The following is a 15,897-nucleotide window of genomic DNA, read 5'->3' on the forward strand; positions in this document are numbered from 1 at the left end:
AAAATAATTGCATTCATTTTGTCTAAGGGCTGTCCTCTATGAGCTTGCCCCGACCGGGCTCTCACGCCGCCCCAGCACTACAGCGATGGCGAGGCCGCCGATGGCGATGGCCGCAAACAGGTACGGCACCCCGCCCCAGCCCTGCCATTCGATGCAGAGCGCCAGCAGGGCCGGTCCGGCGAGCTGCCCGATGGAGGACGCCTGCTGCACCATGCCCATCGCGAGCGCAAGCTGCTGGTTGGACGCCAGGAGGCGCGGCATGGTGACGATGATCGAGGAGGGCAAAAGCGCGGCGAGCCCCAGGCACACGCCCGCCGCCGCAACAGCCAGCACCAGGGGACTGCCGGCGTGGAAGATGGCAAAGCTCGAAAGACCGATGGTGGAAAAAACCACCACGAACAGCGCCCAGAGCGGGGCGCCCATGCGCAGGATAAAGCCCGCAGCGATGTTGCCGGCGATATTTACGGCCAGCGCGAGCGCGGAAACGGTGCCTGCCGTTGCCAGCGGCAGCCCCATCCGGTCAACGAGAAAGGTCGGCAGGAACGTGGTCAGCGCGAAATACTGGATCGTATAAAGGGTAAAGGCCAACGCCAGCAATACCGGGGTGCCTGCCCGTACGACGGCGAGAATGTCCTTTACGCTGGGGTTCACGCGCTTGCCCGCCACCGGCTGGCCGCGCCGGCCGAGCGTCAGGACCAATATGGCATGCCCGGCCGCCAGAAGCCCGTTGAGAATCCACAGCAAGCGCCAGTCGCCCTGCATCAGCCAGGGGCCCGCCAGCATGATCGCCACCGTGCCGACCGGCATATAGGAGGCCCAAAGCGCAAACACCACGTGCTGGGAACGCGGGGTCACCATGGAGCGCAAAAGTGTGGGACAGGCGATGACCATGGCGAGAAAGCCGATGCCCTCGATGACACGGCTCACGATCAGCAGCGTCGCATCGGGAGCCCAGGCCCCCAGGAAATTGCCGCATGCGATCAGGCCCAGTCCGAAGACGATAACGAGGCGGAGCGGAAAATAGGAAAAGACAAAGCCCGCCGCCACGCCACCCACGACGCCAAGCGTCGCGTAGGCGCCCGCAATCCAGGAGACCGCGAAAAGGCTCAGCCCCAGATCCTCGCGCAAAAGCGGGATGGCGATCGCCACCTTGCCGATCTGGAAGGAACCGATGATCCCGGCAATGATAATCAGCGCGGCCTGCGTCCAGTTGGTCCGTTCCTGCAAAGCGTCTCCCGCTCACACTGCCTTCGATTTGTCGCGTATCCGACCCGGATCAGTAATGTATACATGAGAGGCAGCGCAAGGGCTTGATTGGGAGAGCGAACCAAGGTCAGACTCGCTCCACTTTGGCTATCTGGCGATCTCGCAGAACCTGAATCGGCCGGCGTCGTGGTTGAAGACCATGAGATGGCGGCCCGACCCGGGCTTGTAGATGATGGCCGTTGCGTCCATGGCGGGGTCGGCATCGGCGCAGGGGGCCACCATATGGGTGCTATGCTTGCGCGGTTGCTCATAGCCGTAATAGAGGGCGCCGGCGAAAAATAAACTGCACGCGTATGATGTTTCCTCCTTGACGCAGGAAGGAAACAGCCGAGTCCGGCAACGCTGCGATTTATGGCCCGTTCAGGCGGCGGCCTTGCGGCCCGTCTCGCGCAGGAAGCTATGCAGAACCTCGTGACGGATATGGAGCGTGAGGGGATCGCCTGGATTGCCGCGATGGATGCCCTGTGACCTCAGAACCACGTCCTCGCTGAGCCCTTGCGCGTTGGCATAGATGAGGCTTTCCGAGCCCACGAGTTCCACCGCTTCCAGCGTTGCGGAAATGGTGAAATGGGGCGTTGCGGGTTCATCGAGCGCGATGTCCTCGGGCCGGATACCGATGGTGCCGGTGCCCGAGGGAATGGAGGCGGGCAGATCGGCCACGAGCCCGCGCAGCCGCTCGATATCGACAAGGTTCATGCCCGGCGATCCCATGAAAGCGGCAACGAAAAGCGATTGCGGGTCGGCATAGATATCGAGCGGCCTGCCGATCTGCTCGATGACGCCAGCGTTCATCACCACCAGCTTGTCGGCGAGCGTCATTGCTTCGAGCTGATCGTGGGTGACATAGACCGAGGTAGTGCCCAGCGTGCGCTGCAGGCGCCGGATCTCGACGCGCATCTGACCGCGCAGCTTGGCATCGAGGTTGGAGAGCGGTTCATCGAACAGGAACGCCTTGGGCTGGCGCACGATGGCGCGGCCCATGGCGACGCGCTGGCGCTGACCACCCGAGAGCTGGCGGGGTTTCCTGTCGAGGAACGGCTCGATTTCGAGGATGCGGGCGGCTTCGAGAACGCGGCGATCGATCTCGGGGCGCGGGGTGCCGCGGTTCTTGAGACCGTATTCGAGATTTCCGCGCACGCTCATATGGGGGTAGAGCGCATAATTCTGGAAAACCATGGCGATATCGCGCTCGGCGGGTTCGAGCCTGTTGACCACCGTATTGCCGATACGCACTTCGCCGGTGGTGATGGTTTCGAGCCCGGCGATCATGCGCAGGAGGGTGGATTTCCCGCATCCCGAGGGTCCGACGAGGACAACGAACTCGCCATCCTCGATCGAAAGGTCGAGCCCGTGAATGGCCGTCACGTTGCCATGATAGGTCTTCTTGACGGACGTAAGCGTGATGGACGCCATTGGTGTTATTTCTCCGTTTCCACGAGGCCTTTGACGAACAGGCGTTGCATGGCGATGACGATGACGACGGGGGGCAGCATGGCGAGCACCACGGCCGTCATGATGATGTTCCACTGGGGATCAACCTTCTGGGCACCGGCCATCTGGCGCACGCCCATCATGAGGGTGAAGTGCTCCTCGCGGGTGGTGACCAGCAGCGGCCAGAGGTACTGCACCCAACCATAGATGAAGAGGATGATGCACAGCGCCGCGATGTTGGTGCGCGAAAGCGGCAACAGGATATCGCGGAAGAATTTGAGCGGGCCCGCCCCATCGACGCGCGCCGCCTCCATCATCTCGTCGGGGATGGTCATGAAGAACTGCCGGAACAGGAAGGTGGCGGTGGCTGACGCAATCAGCGGGACGGTGAGCCCGGCATAGGAATTGAGCATGCCAAGGTTCGCGACGACCTCATAGGTGGGAATGATGCGCACTTCGACCGGCAGCATCAGGGTGATGAAGATCACCCAGAAAGCGAGCGTGCGGAAGGGAAAGCGGAAATAGACGATGGCATAGGCCGATACGATCGAGATGACGATCTTGCCGATCATGATGATCAGCGCCATCAGCGTCGAGTTCCACACCATCAGCCAGAAGGGTGGCGCGCCCGGCGGATCGAAGGTCCAGACGGCGATGAGATTGGCGACGAGTTCGCCCCCGGGCAACAGCGGGGCGCCGCTGTTGAGCGTCACGTCGGTATGGGTCATGGCGATAATCGCCACATAGACCGGGAAGGCGACGATTATGACGCCGGCGATCAGCACCGCGTGGGTGAGGATGCTGAGAAAGGGCCTGTTTTCAACCACGGAACCGTTTCCCCTCAGTAGTTTACGCGGCGTTCCACGTAGCGGAACTGGATGAAGGTGAGCGCGATGACGAACAGCATCAAGACGACCGACTGGGCCGAGGACGAGCCGATGTTGAGCCCGATGAAGCCGTCGGAATAGACCTTGTAGACGAGGATGTTGGTCGCCTGATTGGGTCCGCCATTGGTGGTGGCGGCGATGATCCCGAAGGTATCGAACATCACGTAATTGATGTTGATTATGAACAGGAAAAAGGTCGTTGGCGACAGGAGCGGGAAGACGATGGTCCAGAACCGCTTGAAGGGCCCCGCGCCGTCGATGGCGGCGGCCTCGGTCAGCGAATGGGGGACCGACTGCATGCCGGCCAGAAAGAACAGGAAATTATAAGAAATCTGCTTCCAGGCGGCGGCGGCGATGATGAGGATCATCGCATGTGTGCCGTTGAGGTTGGCATTCCAGATCACGCCGAAATAGCGCAGCATATAGGCTAGAATGCCGGTGGATGAGTTGAACAGGAACCACCACAATATGCCCGCAACGACCGGTGCGACCGCATAGGGCCATACAAGCAGCGTCGTATAGAATTGCGAGGAGCGTATCAGGCGCGAGACGGCGGCGGCAAACAGCAGCGCCAGCCCCATCGAGATGGCGGTGACAGCGATAGCAAACATCACCGTGCGCCCGATGGAATTGAGATAGAGCGGGTCCTGAAACAGGCGGATATAATGGGTGAGCCCCACGAACTGGGTCGAAAACCCGAAGGGGTCGGCCCGCTCGAACGAGGATTTGACCGCCTGGGTGGCCGGCCAGATGAAGAACACGAGGGTAATGATCAACTGCGGCGCCACGAACAGGTAAGGCAGCACCTTGTTGGGAAAGACTGTGCGTTTGGTTTCCATCGTCCGCCCGTCGTAAAAAAAGGCGAAGGGCCGGGTGCGACCGGCCCTTCTGTACTTATGGCCAAGGCTTACTGATTGGCAGCTTCAAACTCGCGCAGGATCTGGTTGCCACGCTCGACAGCCGAATCCAGAGCCTGCTGGGCGGTCTTGTCGCCCGAGAGAACAGCCTGGAATTCCTCATCGAGAACGGTGCGGATCTGCGGCATGTTACCGAAGCGCAGGCCCTTCGAGTTCTCGGTGGGAGCATTGAGGTTGATCTGGCGAATGGCGATATCAGAACCCGGATTGGCGTCGTAATAGCCCTGCTCCTGGCTCAACTCGTAAGCGGCAAGGGTCACCGGGAGATAACCGGTCGCCTGGTGCCATGCAGCCTGCACTTCAGCCGAAGAGAGGTAGTTGAGGAATTCGGCAACCCCTTCATATTCGACATCTTCGTGACCGGCGAGCGTCCAGAGGGTCGCGCCACCGATGATCGAGTTCTGCGGAGCGCCATCGACGTCGGCAAAGACCGGCAACATGCCGAAGCCGACCTCAAAACCATCGGCGTTGGCCAGAACGCCGGCGCGCGACGCCGAGGAGTTCATGTACATGGCGCATTCGCCCGAATAGAACTTGGGCGCGTTGTCCGGGCCACCGGCGGTGCCGCCATAGTTGTAGATGCCGGCATCCTGCCACTCGGCCAGCTTGGTCCAGAGGCGCTCGGCGATTTCATGATTGAAGGTCAATTCGCTCGAAAGACCGCCAAAGCCGTTCTCGAGTGTGCCGTAGGGCAGGTTATGAAGCGCCGAAAGGTTCTCGGTGCCCAGCCACGTGGCGGTATAGGCCATGGTGAAACCGCACTGAGCCGCACCGGAGTCGATGATCTGCTGGCTGAAGGTTTCGATGTCTCCCCAAGTTGCGGGAGCGGTTTCGGGGTCGAGGCCCGCGGCCGCAAACGCGTCCTTGTTGTAGTAAAGGATCGGGGTCGAGGAGTTGAACGGCATCGAAAGCATGTTGCCGTCGGTGTCGGTGTAATAGCCTGTGACGACCGGGAGATAGGCGGAGGGGTCGAAGTTCGAGCCGTGGTCGGCCATGAGCTGATAGACCGGATAGACGGCGCCCCTGGCGGCCATCATGGTACCGGTACCCACTTCATAGACCTGCACGATATGGGGCTGTTCGCCAGCGCGGAAGGCCGCGATGGTGTTGACCAGCGATTCCTCGTATTCGCCGCGATAGGAGGGAACGACGACATAGTCGGACTGGCTGGCGTTGAAATCGTCAGCGATCTCGACGAGACGCTCACCAAGCGCGCCGCCCATGGAGTGCCACCAATGGATTTCAGTCTGCGCGAACGCGGCCGGGGCGCTTGCAAGAAGTGCGAGGCCAGCGGTACCGCCGGCAAGAAGTGCTTTGAGCATGAAAGTATCCAGATCCTGAATGGTTTCTCCGGCATGCGGATCGCAAGCCGTTGCAGCGAGGAGACCTATTCGGGTGACTTGAAGCTGACATGACGGAACGATGTCGATTGGATGACTGTGCAAAGCGCCTGTGGCCGGAGAAGTGCGCCGTGGCCGTCAATGTCAGCGATGCTGGATGATAAGGTCGGCCTTTGGCTCAGGCCATCCCGGCCATGTGGGCCTCGACCTCGTCGCGTTCGGGGATCGAGGGCTGGGCGCCGGGCTTGAGGCAGGCAAGGCCAGCGGCGACCGTCGCGCGCCGCAGCGCCGTATCGAGCGCCGCCCCTTGCGCGAGGCCGGCGGCGAGATAGCCCACGAAGGTGTCGCCCGCGCCCACGGTATCGACCGGCGTTACGGCAATGGCAGCCACGCGGACTTCCTTGCCATCGGCACAAGATATCGCCCCCTCGCCGCCCAGCGTTGCGACCACTATGTTCCCCAGCCTTTCGGCCAGCCAGCCCACACCCTGCCTTACATCGTCGACGGGCGCGCCGAGCATTTCGAGAACGCCCCCAAGCTCGGTTTCGTTGACGACAAGCAGGTCGATCTCATCGAGCAGTTCGGGCGGGAAGGCCATGAAGGGGGCAAGGTTGAGGATGGTTTTTGCGCCCATGCGCCGCGCGTAGCGGGCGGCGGCGAGAATACCCTCGAGCGGGGTTTCCAGTTGCAGGAGCAGCCAGTCCCCAGCTTTGAGCCCCGCCCGTTCGAGGACGGCCGGAGAAAGGCGCGAATTGGCGCCCGGCAGGACGGTGATCATATTTTCTCCCGCGTCATCGACGACGATCAGCGCGGTGCCGGTGTGCCGGTCCATGCGGCGCACGAAGTCAAGGTCCATCCCCGACTCCGAAAGAAGCGCCAGCGCCTGGGTGGCGAAATCGTCATGCCCCACGCACCCGATCATCCGCACCTCGCCCCCCGCGCGCGCAGCGGCCAGCGCCTGATTGGCGCCCTTGCCGCCGGGGGCGATCTCAAGGGTCGTGCCCAGAACGGTCTCGCCAGGCCGCATCAGGGACGGCGCATGGCCGATGACGTCGATATTGATGGACCCGTAAACAACGATCATGCCGGCAACCCTTCTCTCAAGTTCACCCCTTGTGCCAGAGGCTTGCCTGCCGGTTCAACGGAAATCAGCCTCAGATCGCGGCGGCAAGCGTCAGGCCCAGCCGGGTCTCCTCATGGGATGGGGCAAGACCCGAATGGACCGCCTGGGAAAGGGCGGCGCGGACCGAAAGATTGTCGCCCAGCGCCGTCCGCGCCGAAAGCTCCGCACCGAGCGTATTCTTGTGCTCGATGTCAAAGCCCAGCGAGCGGGCAGCCGAGGCAAAAAGCGCCGCTTCGAGCCGTGCGGATAGCCCGATGGCCCGGCCGATCGCCGCGCGCCCTTCGAGCACCCAGTCGGCGAGCCCGTCGGCCGGGTTTTCGAGATCGAGCCGGGTGCCCAGCATCGTGCGCAGATCAAATCCCGCCGCAAGGGCAAGGGTGGTTTCCGAGCGCATGTAGGGAACGATGAAGGGCCCGGGTTCCGCGCGCTCCATCCAGACGATGTCGGCACCCGCTTCGAGCGTAAAGCTCGAGCGCAGGGGAAGGACTGCCTCGATTCCCCCCGCAAGACGCAGGGCGCGGAGGGGGATGCGCCCGTAATCGCGCCGGTCGGCTTCGGGAATCATATGGGCAAAGCCCATCACGAGCCCGGTAAGCGCGGCGTGCTCGTCGAGGCGATGGGAGAGGCGCAAATCGCCCTGGATCGTCGTTGTATCGGCGCGGGTGCGAAACGGGACAAGAGCCGGGTGATCGAATGCCGTCTCCCCGTGGCGGGTCGTGCCATAGCGCAGCCCGAATACCGCCAGGGCTTCGCCAAGCCCGGCGTGGAATTCGAGTTCCGCCCGGCCTTTGAGGTAGGGCGTTTGCGCGGCGAGGAACCCTACCGAAGTCCAAATGGCCTGCCCGTCTTCATGGAGCGTGAGCGCCAGCTCGGCGCGCATCAGGCTTTCCGGGGAGAGCGCGGTTTCGAGCACCAGTTCGGCGCCAGCCTGCCGGTCGTTTTCCTGCCAGAGCCGCCGGTAGCGGGTTTCGGCAAAGTTGAGCGCGCCGCGCAATGCGAAACCCTTGCCGGAATGGGTGAACCCGGCGGAATGGGAATGCTCGACGACCATGTCGCTTCCCCCGCCCGCCATGGCTTCCGCGTTGGATGTCCAGCCGAGCGTTGCTTCGGACCCAAGGTTAAAGCCCGCTCCCGATTCCTCTCCAACAGCGGCGGCCGGCAGAAGCGCCGCGGCCAGAGCCAGTCTAAGCAACATTCCCTATCGCCTCCCCAAACCGTCCTTCACCCGTGCCGTGGCCTGCTTGGGGAAGTGTGGAGAAAACGTCGTGAACAAAGGTCATGGACAATGCTGCGTAGTGATACCGATATTGGCCTCGCGCTGCGGCGATACCGGATCGCGGCAAGGCTCAACCAGGCCGACATCGCGCAATCGCTGGGCGTGTCGCAAAGCCGGGTATCGCGCTGGGAAAGCGGGCGCGAAATGCCCCGCGCGCGCAATCTGGAGATGCTGAGGGCTCTGGTCTGGGGGCGGAACGAACCGGTGCTGGACGCGCTGATCCATCAGGTGCGCGAATCGAACCTGCCGCTGGTGCTGGTCGATGCGCGGCTCGACCTTCTGGCCACCAGCCGGTTCCTGCGGCTTGCCGGCGGCCCCTCGAGCCAGTTCGGCACGGTTTTCGAGCGCCGGTTCAACCCCCGCATCGTCGAGCTTGCCGCCGCGTTCCGGGCCTGCGCCGAGAATGGGGCCACCGCCGCACGGGTAGTGCTTCCGTTCATATATGAAGGGGGACGCTGGCTCTGCACGGCGCATTTGACCTTCTGCCCGATCGGGCCGCGCCTTTATGGGATGGGCGAGATGGGTTTCAAAAAGGACCGCACCGAGCGCACGCGGGAGGCACGGGTCGTGCCGATTCATTCCGGACGCCCGATCTGAAACAGAACCGCGCGGAACAACTCGGGGTCGTGTTCCGCGCGGCGGTCGCCCGATCAGGGCAACCCTCTCACCTGGTTCGGGGTTTTACCAGGAACGAGAGTTGAACGAGCCGTGGTAGAAGTTACTTCCCCACTGGTTGCCGATCATGTTGCCGGCACCAACGACGTTGCCCTTGCCCACGACATTGCCGTGCCCCGGAACCACGGTATTCCCGTTACCGGGGACCACGGTGTTTCCACGGCCCGAAACGATCGAGCCCGAATTGCCGGGGATCACGGCGTGTCCCGAGCCGGTCGTGTTGGTGGAGGAGTTACCGGCGTAGGCGGCCGAACCGAGCCCAATGCCGGACAGAACGTTCGAGCCATTGAGGATGCCCCCATTGAGCACCGAGATATGGCCCGTCTGCACGCCGAGCAGATTGTTGCCCAGTCCGAGCAGACCGCTATTGCCCGAATTGAACAGTTGGGCATGCGCCGGAGCGGCAAGCGCCAAAGTCGCGGCAGCCGAGAGTACGAGAAGTTTCTTCATTTGAGCCTCCTTGGTAGCTTGAGAGGCACTGCGCCTCGTCAACGCGAGCGAGAAGGCCGCCGGAACGCCGGTGGCGCAACCAAAGGGCGCCATTTTATGCGTTTGATGCGAATGCCCGCGAAAATCGGCCGCAATTAACGATAAACGGTCACCTTGCGAGGGGGCCGGGGTCCATCAGGGCGTGCACACGGTCGGCGCCCAGCCGGGCGAGCTTGAGCATCATCGCCTTGCGCCGGGCGGGGGCGAGGGTATCGAGAGGGGCCGGGCGCAGGATATCGCCGCCATGGCCATCGGCAACCATCAGCCCTTCCCCGGCGGGAAAAATTCCGGCGTCGAGCTCGGGGGGCTTGCAGAAAAAGAAGCGGTCGCAGAAATCCTTGTAGTTGGGCCATTTCATATCGACCCGATAGTCGATGAGGCTCGACTTGATCTCGACGATCCAGATCTCGCCCTTGCCCCCCACCGCCAGCACGTCGGCCCGGCGGCCGTTGACCAATGGCACTTCGGCATAGCACGCCATATCGTGCACCGAGCGCAGGAACCGCATGACGCCGCGCTGTACGCGCAAGGCGGTCGGCGACTGGCGGCCATCGACGAGCACTGGCTCGATCGGGTTGGAATCGAATTGGGTCATAAATTCCATTTTACGCCTGCATCCTGGGACTGTCATCCTGATGGCAGGAACCCCATGCGCCGAAAAAACCTTTGGGCGGCGATGTTGGCGGGCAGGACTTTGAGGTCCAGCGTCTTGTGATAGCGGTTGCGGCAGGCCTCGAAGGTGCGCAGCATCAGTGCCTCGCCGATGCCCTGCCGCCGCCAGCCGGGCATGACGACGAGATCCTTCAAAAAGGCCGAATTCCGGCAATGAGCAAGAGCCACCAGCGCCCCATTGGAGGCCTGGGCCACCAGCATCAGTTCGGCATCGTATTCGGGGTCGGCACCGAGGGCAGCCCACCAACTGTCAAAACCGGGTACCTCGCCTTCGCCCTTGGCATAGCCCGCCTTTAAAAGCCCATGGAGTTCTTCGGCCATCGTTTCGGAAAACAGCACAGGGGCGACGCCATCGGGCCATGACGGCTCGGGGAAATCCGCGGTGAGGTCTCTGCGCATACGGATCGGATCGGCCATAGTGGCGCAACGATACCAGAAGCGGTGTCCCCGCTCAAACGCCCGGCCGTGTCCTCAGGGCGTATCGATATCGGAAAAGCACGAGAGGGGTTCTGCGTCCTCTGACGCCATCTCGTCGTAGAGCTGTGCCTCGACCCCGCGCGTCCACCAGACATATTGGCCGGACGCGTAGCGCGCGCCGGACCCCGAAATGACATTGACGAAGATAAGACGCTCGCCTTCGACCGGAACGATGGCGAGGAAAATCGGGTGGGCGTTGACATATTCGACCGTCAGCGGCTCGTCGCTTCCCTCGCACCGATAAACCATCACATCGCGCTGTGCATTGCCCTCGAGCGTCAGGACGAGCTGCATCGAGGTTTCGACCGCCGGAGCAGGAAATGCGAAGAGCCCCAGCGTTGCTGCGGCGAGGAGCCTTTTCATGGATCGTCTCCCTTTGGATCGATGGCAATGGCATCCAAAGCCTAGTCGAGTTCGGTAACAAGACCAAGGCGGGACCTCGGCGGGATGCGGTCCCTAAAGCAGCCAGAAGGCCAGCCCGTAGCCGAGCGCGCCGCCGATCGAGGCGATGGAGATATCGCGGCCCAGCCTGAAGCCGAGATAGGTTCCGGCAAGGCCAGCCGCAAGCATGGCCAGCGCCTTTACGTCGGCCTCGATGAGCGGGAGGAAGGACGCAACGCAGAGCGCAGCGATCGCGGCCGGGCCGGTGGCGTCCAGAAAGCGGCTGACGGGGCTGCCGGGCTTGATCGAGGACACATCGATCCTTGTCGGCAGATAGCGCATGGCCCAGGTGCCGACTCCCACGATCAGTCCGACAAAAAGCAGGTCGCTGTTCATCGATTGCCCCCTTTCCAGTCGACAAGGCTCGAAAGCGCGCCCGCCACCATGCCGCCAACGATGCCCACCGTGGTCGAAACGAAAAGCGTGAGCGGGACCGCCGCAAGGATGGTCACTGCCACGACCCCGAGCGTACGGCGCGAGACGAGGGCGAGCAGCATGGCAAGGAACAGCGCGGGCATCAGAAAGCCAAGCGCCGCATCGAGCACGGGATAGCCGGAGACCGCACCGGAAAAGACCGCCCCCGCCACGGTGCCGGCGAGCCATGAAAAATAGGGGCCGACACCCACGCCGAACATGAAGCGTTCGGAAAAATGGGCGCGCGACCTGTTGAGCGCGATGATCGCCGCGCCGAACGCGCCGTCGCTGAGCCATCCGGCCCAGCCCCAGGCGTGGCGGGTGGCGGCGCGCTCGCGAGCCTTTTCGAGAATGGCCGGCGCATAAAGGACATGCCGCAGATTGGTCGCCATGATCGAAAGCGCGGTGACGATCAGCGGGGCGCCGGTGCCCATCAGCGCGATGACGAGGAACTGACTGGCTCCCGCATAGATGACCGCCGACAGGAACCCCGCCTCGAGCGGAGAAAACCCCGCCCGCGCCGCCGCGATCCCGAAAGCGATACCCACCGGGAAATATCCAAGCGTAACGCCAAGGCTGGCCCTTGCGCCGGACCGGAAACTGTCTGGTGAACTCAAAGTGGACATTTGGGGGACAACTTGAATCTGGGGCTTTGCCTATAAGCCATCAGCCCAGGCTTGGCCAGCACGGCAACAGGTATGGCAGGCTGCATTTTTCTTTGTGGCAATTTTGCGCTTCCGCCACGAAATGGTCACGCAACCTCGCATCGGACGATCGCGTTTTCATCTCCGAGGGAGACAGCTCCCCACGCAAATGGAGATAAAAATGAACAAGCTTTCCGCTCTTGCCCTTGGCGCCGCGCTCGCGGTTGCCGCGCCTGTCGCCGCGACCGCACAGGATACCGATCTGGACCTCGACCTCGATAGCGGGGTTGGCGTCGAGCTTGGCGGCGATACCGTCGTCGGCGTCGACGCTGGCGCCGATGCCGGGGTTGAACTCGATCTCGGCGCCCTTACCCACGCCGATGTCGATACCGCCATACAGTCTTCGGGCAGCGTTGATCTGGGCGATGTGGATGCGACCACCGACATCAGGGTCGTGACGCTCTCGTCGCTCGCCGCCAATGATGGTGGCGATGCCTCTGTGCTCGCCGATAGCCGTGCGGCGCACGAGGCCGATATCACGGCGCTTCAGGGCAAGGTCAGCGCCAATGCCGACGTGGTCGCGGCGCTGGAAGCCGAAGGCTATTCGGCCCAGGACGTGATTGCCGTCTCGACGCAGGGCTCGGGAACGGTGGTGCTATTCGTGGACGCCTGAACCAATCACCATCTATGAAAGTTGCGGGCGGGCAGATTTCTGCCCGCCCGTTTTTTTGACCGTCTCGAGGCATCATTGACGCCCCTGCCCCTCGCGTTCACCGTTCCCGCAGACTGATTCGCGATTTTTCTCGGGAGCGCAGATGACCGCACTGGCCGAATTCGCCATGCTCAGCCACGGCTGGCGGCGGGCATTGCTGCTGATCGTTGCAGGTGGGATTGCCGCGCTATCGACCGCGCCGCTCTTTTTCCTTATCGCTCTTTTTCTGGGTCTGCCGGTGCTGGTCTGGACGCTGGACGGGGCCGAACGGCGCCGGGGTATCGGGGCAAGGATTTTCGGGCCCGCCTTCCGCATCGGGTTCTGGTTCGGACTGGGCTATTTTTCCGCCTCGCTGCACTGGCTCGGCTCCGCCTTTTTCATCGATGGCGGATGGCTCGTCGTGGTGATGCCGTTCGCGATCGTCGGGCTTGCGGGAATTCTTTCGATCTTCTGGGGCCTTGGGACCGCGGTCGCCCATCTTTTGTGGTCGGGCGGCACGGCGCGGATCTTTGCGCTCGCCTCGTGCCTGTCGCTGGCCGAACTGGCGCGCGGCACGCTTTTTACCGGTTTTCCCTTCAACCTTCTGGGCTACGCGCTCACCGCCAATATCGAGATGATGCAGGCGGCGAGCCTTGTGGGCGTTTACGGGCTGACCTTTGCCACCATCGTTGTCGCTGCGACCCCGGCGCTGGTCTGGCCTTCGGGCGACCGCTCGCTGGTTGCGCGGCTGCTGCCGCTTTTCGCCGGGCTGGGGCTCATCGCGTTGCAACTGGCCTGGGGACATCAGCGGCTTTCGAGCCTTGTGACCGAGCCCTATGACGAGGTTGCGATCCGCATCGTCCAGCCCGTGGTACCTCAGGACGAGAAATGGCAGGTTTTGGCACGCGAGGAGATCGTCAACCGCCTGATCGATCTTTCGGCCATGCGCACCGGACCGGACGATGCCGGACTCGACGACGTCGATCTTCTGGTCTGGCCCGAAGCCGCGCTGCCGTTCTTTTTGTCCGAAGAGCCGCAATATCTGGCGCAGATCGCGCGCATGCTGCCCGAGCAAACCATGCTCCTCACCGGCGCGCCGCGCGAGGCCTACGGGACCGACGGCATGATCGTTGCCGGGGCCAAGCCCTATAACTCGATCCTTGCCATAAACGCCGATGGCGAGGTGGTGACCAGCTACGACAAGACCCACCTCGTACCCTTTGGGGAGTATCTGCCGTTCCAGGATTTTTTCACCCGCTTCGGGATCAGCCAGTTCGTTCATGGCTCGGAAGGCTGGGCGGCGGGTGAGGCACGGCGGCTGATGGAACCGCCCGGCCTGCCCTCCTTCCTGCCGCTCATCTGCTACGAGATCGTTTATTCCGGCGCCCTCGGGCCGCTGGTCGAGGAGGCTGGCTTCATCCTTGTCGTCACCAACGATGCCTGGTTCGATGGCTCGATCGGCCCCGCCCAGCACTTTCATCATGCACGGATCCGGGCGGTTGAGGAGGGAAAGAGCCTCGTGCGCGCCGCCAATTCCGGCGTCTCGGCCTTCATCGATCCTCTGGGGCGGATCACCGGAACGCTTGCGCCGCGCGAATCGGGGGTTCTGGACGGTGCCCCCGCCAGACCGCTCGAAACCACGCTTTACGCCGATTTGCGGAACATCCCGTTCCTCGCCCTTGTCGGGGCCGGGTTCATCATCGCGCTGGCGGGGCGCCGGGGCGGACGCAGGAGGCGGACATAAGGAACTCTTTATGTCTATTGATTTCATGACGCCAACCTGCGACAAGCGCCGTTGAAAGTGCGCGGGAGAGGCCCGCGCACGCGCATCCCCCGTGCGCCCTCAGCCCACCTGCCAAGAGGTTCAACGTGGCCAGTTCTGATTATCTCTTCACCTCGGAATCGGTTTCCGAGGGCCATCCCGACAAGGTCTGCGACCAGATTTCCGATGCAATCGTCGATGCGTTCTTCACGCTCGACCCCTATTCGCGCGTCGCGGTCGAAACGCTGACCACCACCAACCGCGTCATCCTGGCCGGTGAGGTGCGCGGGCCCGCCGAAATCAACGCCGACAAGATGGAATCGCTCGCCCGCAACGTGGTGCGCCGCATCGGGTACGAGCAGGACGGCTTTCACTGGAAGAACCTCGATTTTTCCTGCTACGTCCACGAGCAATCCGCCCATATCGCGCAGGGCGTCGATGCCTCGGGCAACAAGGACGAGGGCGCGGGCGATCAGGGCATCATGTTCGGCTTTGCCGTCAACGAGACGCCCGAACTGATGCCCGCCCCGCTGATGTATGCCCACACCATCCTGCGCAAGATGGCCGAGGCGCGGCACAAGGGCGAGATTTCCGCCTTCGGGCCGGACGCCAAGAGCCAGGTGACCCTGCGCTATCGGAACGGCAAGCCGGTGGGCGCGACCTCGGTCGTCGTTTCCACCCAGCATGGCGAAAATATAACACAGGACGAAGTGCGCGAACTGGTGCGCCCGTTCGTTGAAGCGACGCTGCCCGAAGGCTGGATGCCTCCGGAGTCCGAGTTTTACGTCAACCCCACCGGCGCGTTCGTCATCGGCGGGCCGGACGGGGATGCTGGGCTTACGGGCCGCAAGATCATCGTCGACACCTATGGCGGGGCAGCCCCCCATGGCGGCGGCGCATTTTCGGGCAAGGATCCCACCAAGGTCGACCGCTCGGCGGCCTATGCGGCGCGCTATCTCGCCAAGAACGTCGTTGCGGCGGGGCTGGCGGACAAATGCGTCATCCAGCTCTCCTACGCGATTGGCGTTTCCAAACCGCTTTCCATCTTCATCGACACCTACGGCACGGGCAGGATCGACGACGACCGGCTCGAGCCAGTGCTCCAGAAGGTCATGGATCTCTCCCCGCGCGGCATCCGCTCCCATCTGGGCCTCAACAAACCCATCTACGAGCGCACCGCCGCCTACGGCCACTTCGGTCGCGAGCCGGATGAAGATGGCGGGTTCTCGTGGGAAAAGACGGATCTCGCCGAGGCGATCAAGGCTGAACTCACGTAAAGCAACCGTTCCGGTTGCTCACCCCTCCCCAGCCCTCCCCGTCAAGGGGAGGGTGTTTTCCTTTTCCTTGTTGTCTCCCTACGCACAAGGCCAGCACCTCCCCCCTTGCGGGGGA

Annotated in this window: 18 protein-coding genes; 4 read left to right on the forward strand and 14 right to left on the reverse strand. The window is 63.0% G+C overall.

What is annotated here, in order from left to right; translation table 11 throughout:
- Positions 1-36 precede the first annotated feature (36 nt).
- From DQG18_RS05600 to DQG18_RS15985, 8 genes are all read right to left on the reverse strand, one after another.
- Positions 37-1,227: an MFS transporter gene (locus DQG18_RS05600; protein WP_116653236.1), complete on the reverse strand. Its 1,191-nt coding sequence runs from the start codon at positions 1,225-1,227 to the stop codon at positions 37-39.
- A gap of 126 nt (positions 1,228-1,353) precedes the next feature.
- A complete protein-coding gene (locus DQG18_RS16625) occupies positions 1,354-1,488 on the reverse strand; it encodes a hypothetical protein (protein ID WP_281270396.1) in 135 nt (44 codons plus the stop codon).
- 138 nt (positions 1,489-1,626) lie between these two features.
- Positions 1,627-2,679, reverse strand: coding sequence for a sn-glycerol-3-phosphate ABC transporter ATP-binding protein UgpC (gene ugpC, locus DQG18_RS05605; protein ID WP_116653237.1), 1,053 nt, complete (start codon positions 2,677-2,679; stop codon positions 1,627-1,629).
- A gap of 5 nt (positions 2,680-2,684) precedes the next feature.
- Complete coding sequence (gene ugpE / locus DQG18_RS05610) at positions 2,685-3,524, reverse strand: sn-glycerol-3-phosphate ABC transporter permease UgpE (RefSeq protein ID WP_116653238.1); 840 nt, start codon at positions 3,522-3,524, stop codon at positions 2,685-2,687.
- A gap of 14 nt (positions 3,525-3,538) precedes the next feature.
- On the reverse strand, positions 3,539-4,423 hold the full coding sequence (ugpA, locus tag DQG18_RS05615; RefSeq protein ID WP_116653239.1) for a sn-glycerol-3-phosphate ABC transporter permease UgpA: 885 nt from the start codon (positions 4,421-4,423) through the stop codon (positions 3,539-3,541).
- 68 nt (positions 4,424-4,491) lie between these two features.
- Entirely contained in the window at positions 4,492-5,823 is a 1,332-nt protein-coding gene (gene ugpB, locus DQG18_RS05620; RefSeq protein ID WP_116653240.1) for a sn-glycerol-3-phosphate ABC transporter substrate-binding protein UgpB, read from the reverse strand.
- A gap of 196 nt (positions 5,824-6,019) precedes the next feature.
- Positions 6,020-6,925 (reverse strand): ribokinase, encoded by a 906-nt coding sequence (locus tag DQG18_RS05625; RefSeq protein WP_116653241.1) that lies wholly within the window; start codon positions 6,923-6,925, stop codon positions 6,020-6,022.
- A gap of 70 nt (positions 6,926-6,995) precedes the next feature.
- Entirely contained in the window at positions 6,996-8,159 is a 1,164-nt protein-coding gene (locus tag DQG18_RS15985; protein ID WP_157970017.1) for a hypothetical protein, read from the reverse strand.
- 90 nt (positions 8,160-8,249) lie between these two features.
- Here DQG18_RS15985 and DQG18_RS15990 point away from each other — a divergent pair, with 90 nt between their 5' ends.
- Complete coding sequence (locus DQG18_RS15990) at positions 8,250-8,837, forward strand: helix-turn-helix domain-containing protein (RefSeq protein ID WP_157970018.1); 588 nt, start codon at positions 8,250-8,252, stop codon at positions 8,835-8,837.
- A gap of 84 nt (positions 8,838-8,921) precedes the next feature.
- Here DQG18_RS15990 and DQG18_RS05640 read toward each other — a convergent pair whose 3' ends face one another.
- From DQG18_RS05640 to DQG18_RS05665, 6 genes are all read right to left on the reverse strand, one after another.
- Positions 8,922-9,365: a hypothetical protein gene (locus DQG18_RS05640; protein ID WP_157970019.1), complete on the reverse strand. Its 444-nt coding sequence runs from the start codon at positions 9,363-9,365 to the stop codon at positions 8,922-8,924.
- Between the two features lie 148 nt (positions 9,366-9,513).
- Positions 9,514-10,008 carry an MmcB family DNA repair protein gene (locus tag DQG18_RS05645; protein ID WP_425454212.1) on the reverse strand — a complete coding sequence of 165 codons (495 nt, stop codon included), beginning with the start codon at positions 10,006-10,008 and terminating at the stop codon, positions 9,514-9,516.
- Between the two features lie 23 nt (positions 10,009-10,031).
- Positions 10,032-10,493, reverse strand: coding sequence for a GNAT family N-acetyltransferase (locus tag DQG18_RS05650; protein WP_116653245.1), 462 nt, complete (start codon positions 10,491-10,493; stop codon positions 10,032-10,034).
- Between the two features lie 54 nt (positions 10,494-10,547).
- A complete protein-coding gene (locus DQG18_RS05655) occupies positions 10,548-10,916 on the reverse strand; it encodes an MliC family protein (protein ID WP_116653246.1) in 369 nt (122 codons plus the stop codon).
- A gap of 93 nt (positions 10,917-11,009) precedes the next feature.
- Complete coding sequence (locus DQG18_RS05660) at positions 11,010-11,330, reverse strand: AzlD domain-containing protein (RefSeq protein ID WP_116653247.1); 321 nt, start codon at positions 11,328-11,330, stop codon at positions 11,010-11,012.
- Positions 11,327-12,034, reverse strand: coding sequence for an AzlC family ABC transporter permease (locus tag DQG18_RS05665; protein WP_245958374.1), 708 nt, complete (start codon positions 12,032-12,034; stop codon positions 11,327-11,329). The genes DQG18_RS05660 and DQG18_RS05665 overlap by 4 nt, the downstream gene beginning before the upstream one ends.
- 199 nt (positions 12,035-12,233) lie before the next feature.
- Here DQG18_RS05665 and DQG18_RS05670 point away from each other — a divergent pair, with 199 nt between their 5' ends.
- The 3 genes from DQG18_RS05670 (at position 12,234) to metK (ending at position 15,782) form a co-directional block, all read left to right on the forward strand.
- The gene (locus tag DQG18_RS05670; protein WP_157970020.1) at positions 12,234-12,725 is read left to right on the forward strand and encodes a hypothetical protein; all 492 of its coding nucleotides are present in this window, start codon (positions 12,234-12,236) and stop codon (positions 12,723-12,725) included.
- Positions 12,726-12,867: 142 nt separating this feature from the next.
- Positions 12,868-14,487 (forward strand): apolipoprotein N-acyltransferase, encoded by a 1,620-nt coding sequence (gene lnt, locus DQG18_RS05675; RefSeq protein ID WP_116653249.1) that lies wholly within the window; start codon positions 12,868-12,870, stop codon positions 14,485-14,487.
- A 125-nt stretch (positions 14,488-14,612) separates the two neighbouring features.
- Entirely contained in the window at positions 14,613-15,782 is a 1,170-nt protein-coding gene (gene metK / locus DQG18_RS05680; RefSeq protein ID WP_116653250.1) for a methionine adenosyltransferase, read from the forward strand.
- Positions 15,783-15,897: the final 115 nt, after the last annotated feature.

Origin of the sequence: Pelagibacterium sediminicola (genome assembly GCF_003390885.1) — a bacterium.
GTDB lineage: Bacteria > Pseudomonadota > Alphaproteobacteria > Rhizobiales > Devosiaceae > Pelagibacterium > Pelagibacterium sediminicola.

Coding starts and splice junctions, on each gene's coding strand:
- DQG18_RS16625 (WP_281270396.1), bottom strand. CDS start 1,488: ATGGTGGCCCCCTGCGCCGATGCCGACCCCGCCATGGACGCAACGGCC.
- ugpC (WP_116653237.1), bottom strand. CDS start 2,679: ATGGCGTCCATCACGCTTACGTCCGTCAAGAAGACCTATCATGGCAAC.
- ugpA (WP_116653239.1), bottom strand. CDS start 4,423: ATGGAAACCAAACGCACAGTCTTTCCCAACAAGGTGCTGCCTTACCTG.
- ugpB (WP_116653240.1), bottom strand. CDS start 5,823: ATGCTCAAAGCACTTCTTGCCGGCGGTACCGCTGGCCTCGCACTTCTT.
- DQG18_RS05625 (WP_116653241.1), bottom strand. CDS start 6,925: ATGATCGTTGTTTACGGGTCCATCAATATCGACGTCATCGGCCATGCG.
- DQG18_RS15985 (WP_157970017.1), bottom strand. CDS start 8,159: ATGTTGCTTAGACTGGCTCTGGCCGCGGCGCTTCTGCCGGCCGCCGCT.
- DQG18_RS15990 (WP_157970018.1), top strand. CDS start 8,250: ATGCTGCGTAGTGATACCGATATTGGCCTCGCGCTGCGGCGATACCGG.
- DQG18_RS05640 (WP_157970019.1), bottom strand. CDS start 9,365: ATGAAGAAACTTCTCGTACTCTCGGCTGCCGCGACTTTGGCGCTTGCC.
- DQG18_RS05645 (WP_425454212.1), bottom strand. CDS start 10,008: ATGGAATTTATGACCCAATTCGATTCCAACCCGATCGAGCCAGTGCTC.
- DQG18_RS05650 (WP_116653245.1), bottom strand. CDS start 10,493: ATGGCCGATCCGATCCGTATGCGCAGAGACCTCACCGCGGATTTCCCC.
- DQG18_RS05655 (WP_116653246.1), bottom strand. CDS start 10,916: ATGAAAAGGCTCCTCGCCGCAGCAACGCTGGGGCTCTTCGCATTTCCT.
- DQG18_RS05660 (WP_116653247.1), bottom strand. CDS start 11,330: ATGAACAGCGACCTGCTTTTTGTCGGACTGATCGTGGGAGTCGGCACC.
- DQG18_RS05665 (WP_245958374.1), bottom strand. CDS start 12,034: ATGTCCACTTTGAGTTCACCAGACAGTTTCCGGTCCGGCGCAAGGGCC.
- DQG18_RS05670 (WP_157970020.1), top strand. CDS start 12,234: ATGAACAAGCTTTCCGCTCTTGCCCTTGGCGCCGCGCTCGCGGTTGCC.
- lnt (WP_116653249.1), top strand. CDS start 12,868: ATGACCGCACTGGCCGAATTCGCCATGCTCAGCCACGGCTGGCGGCGG.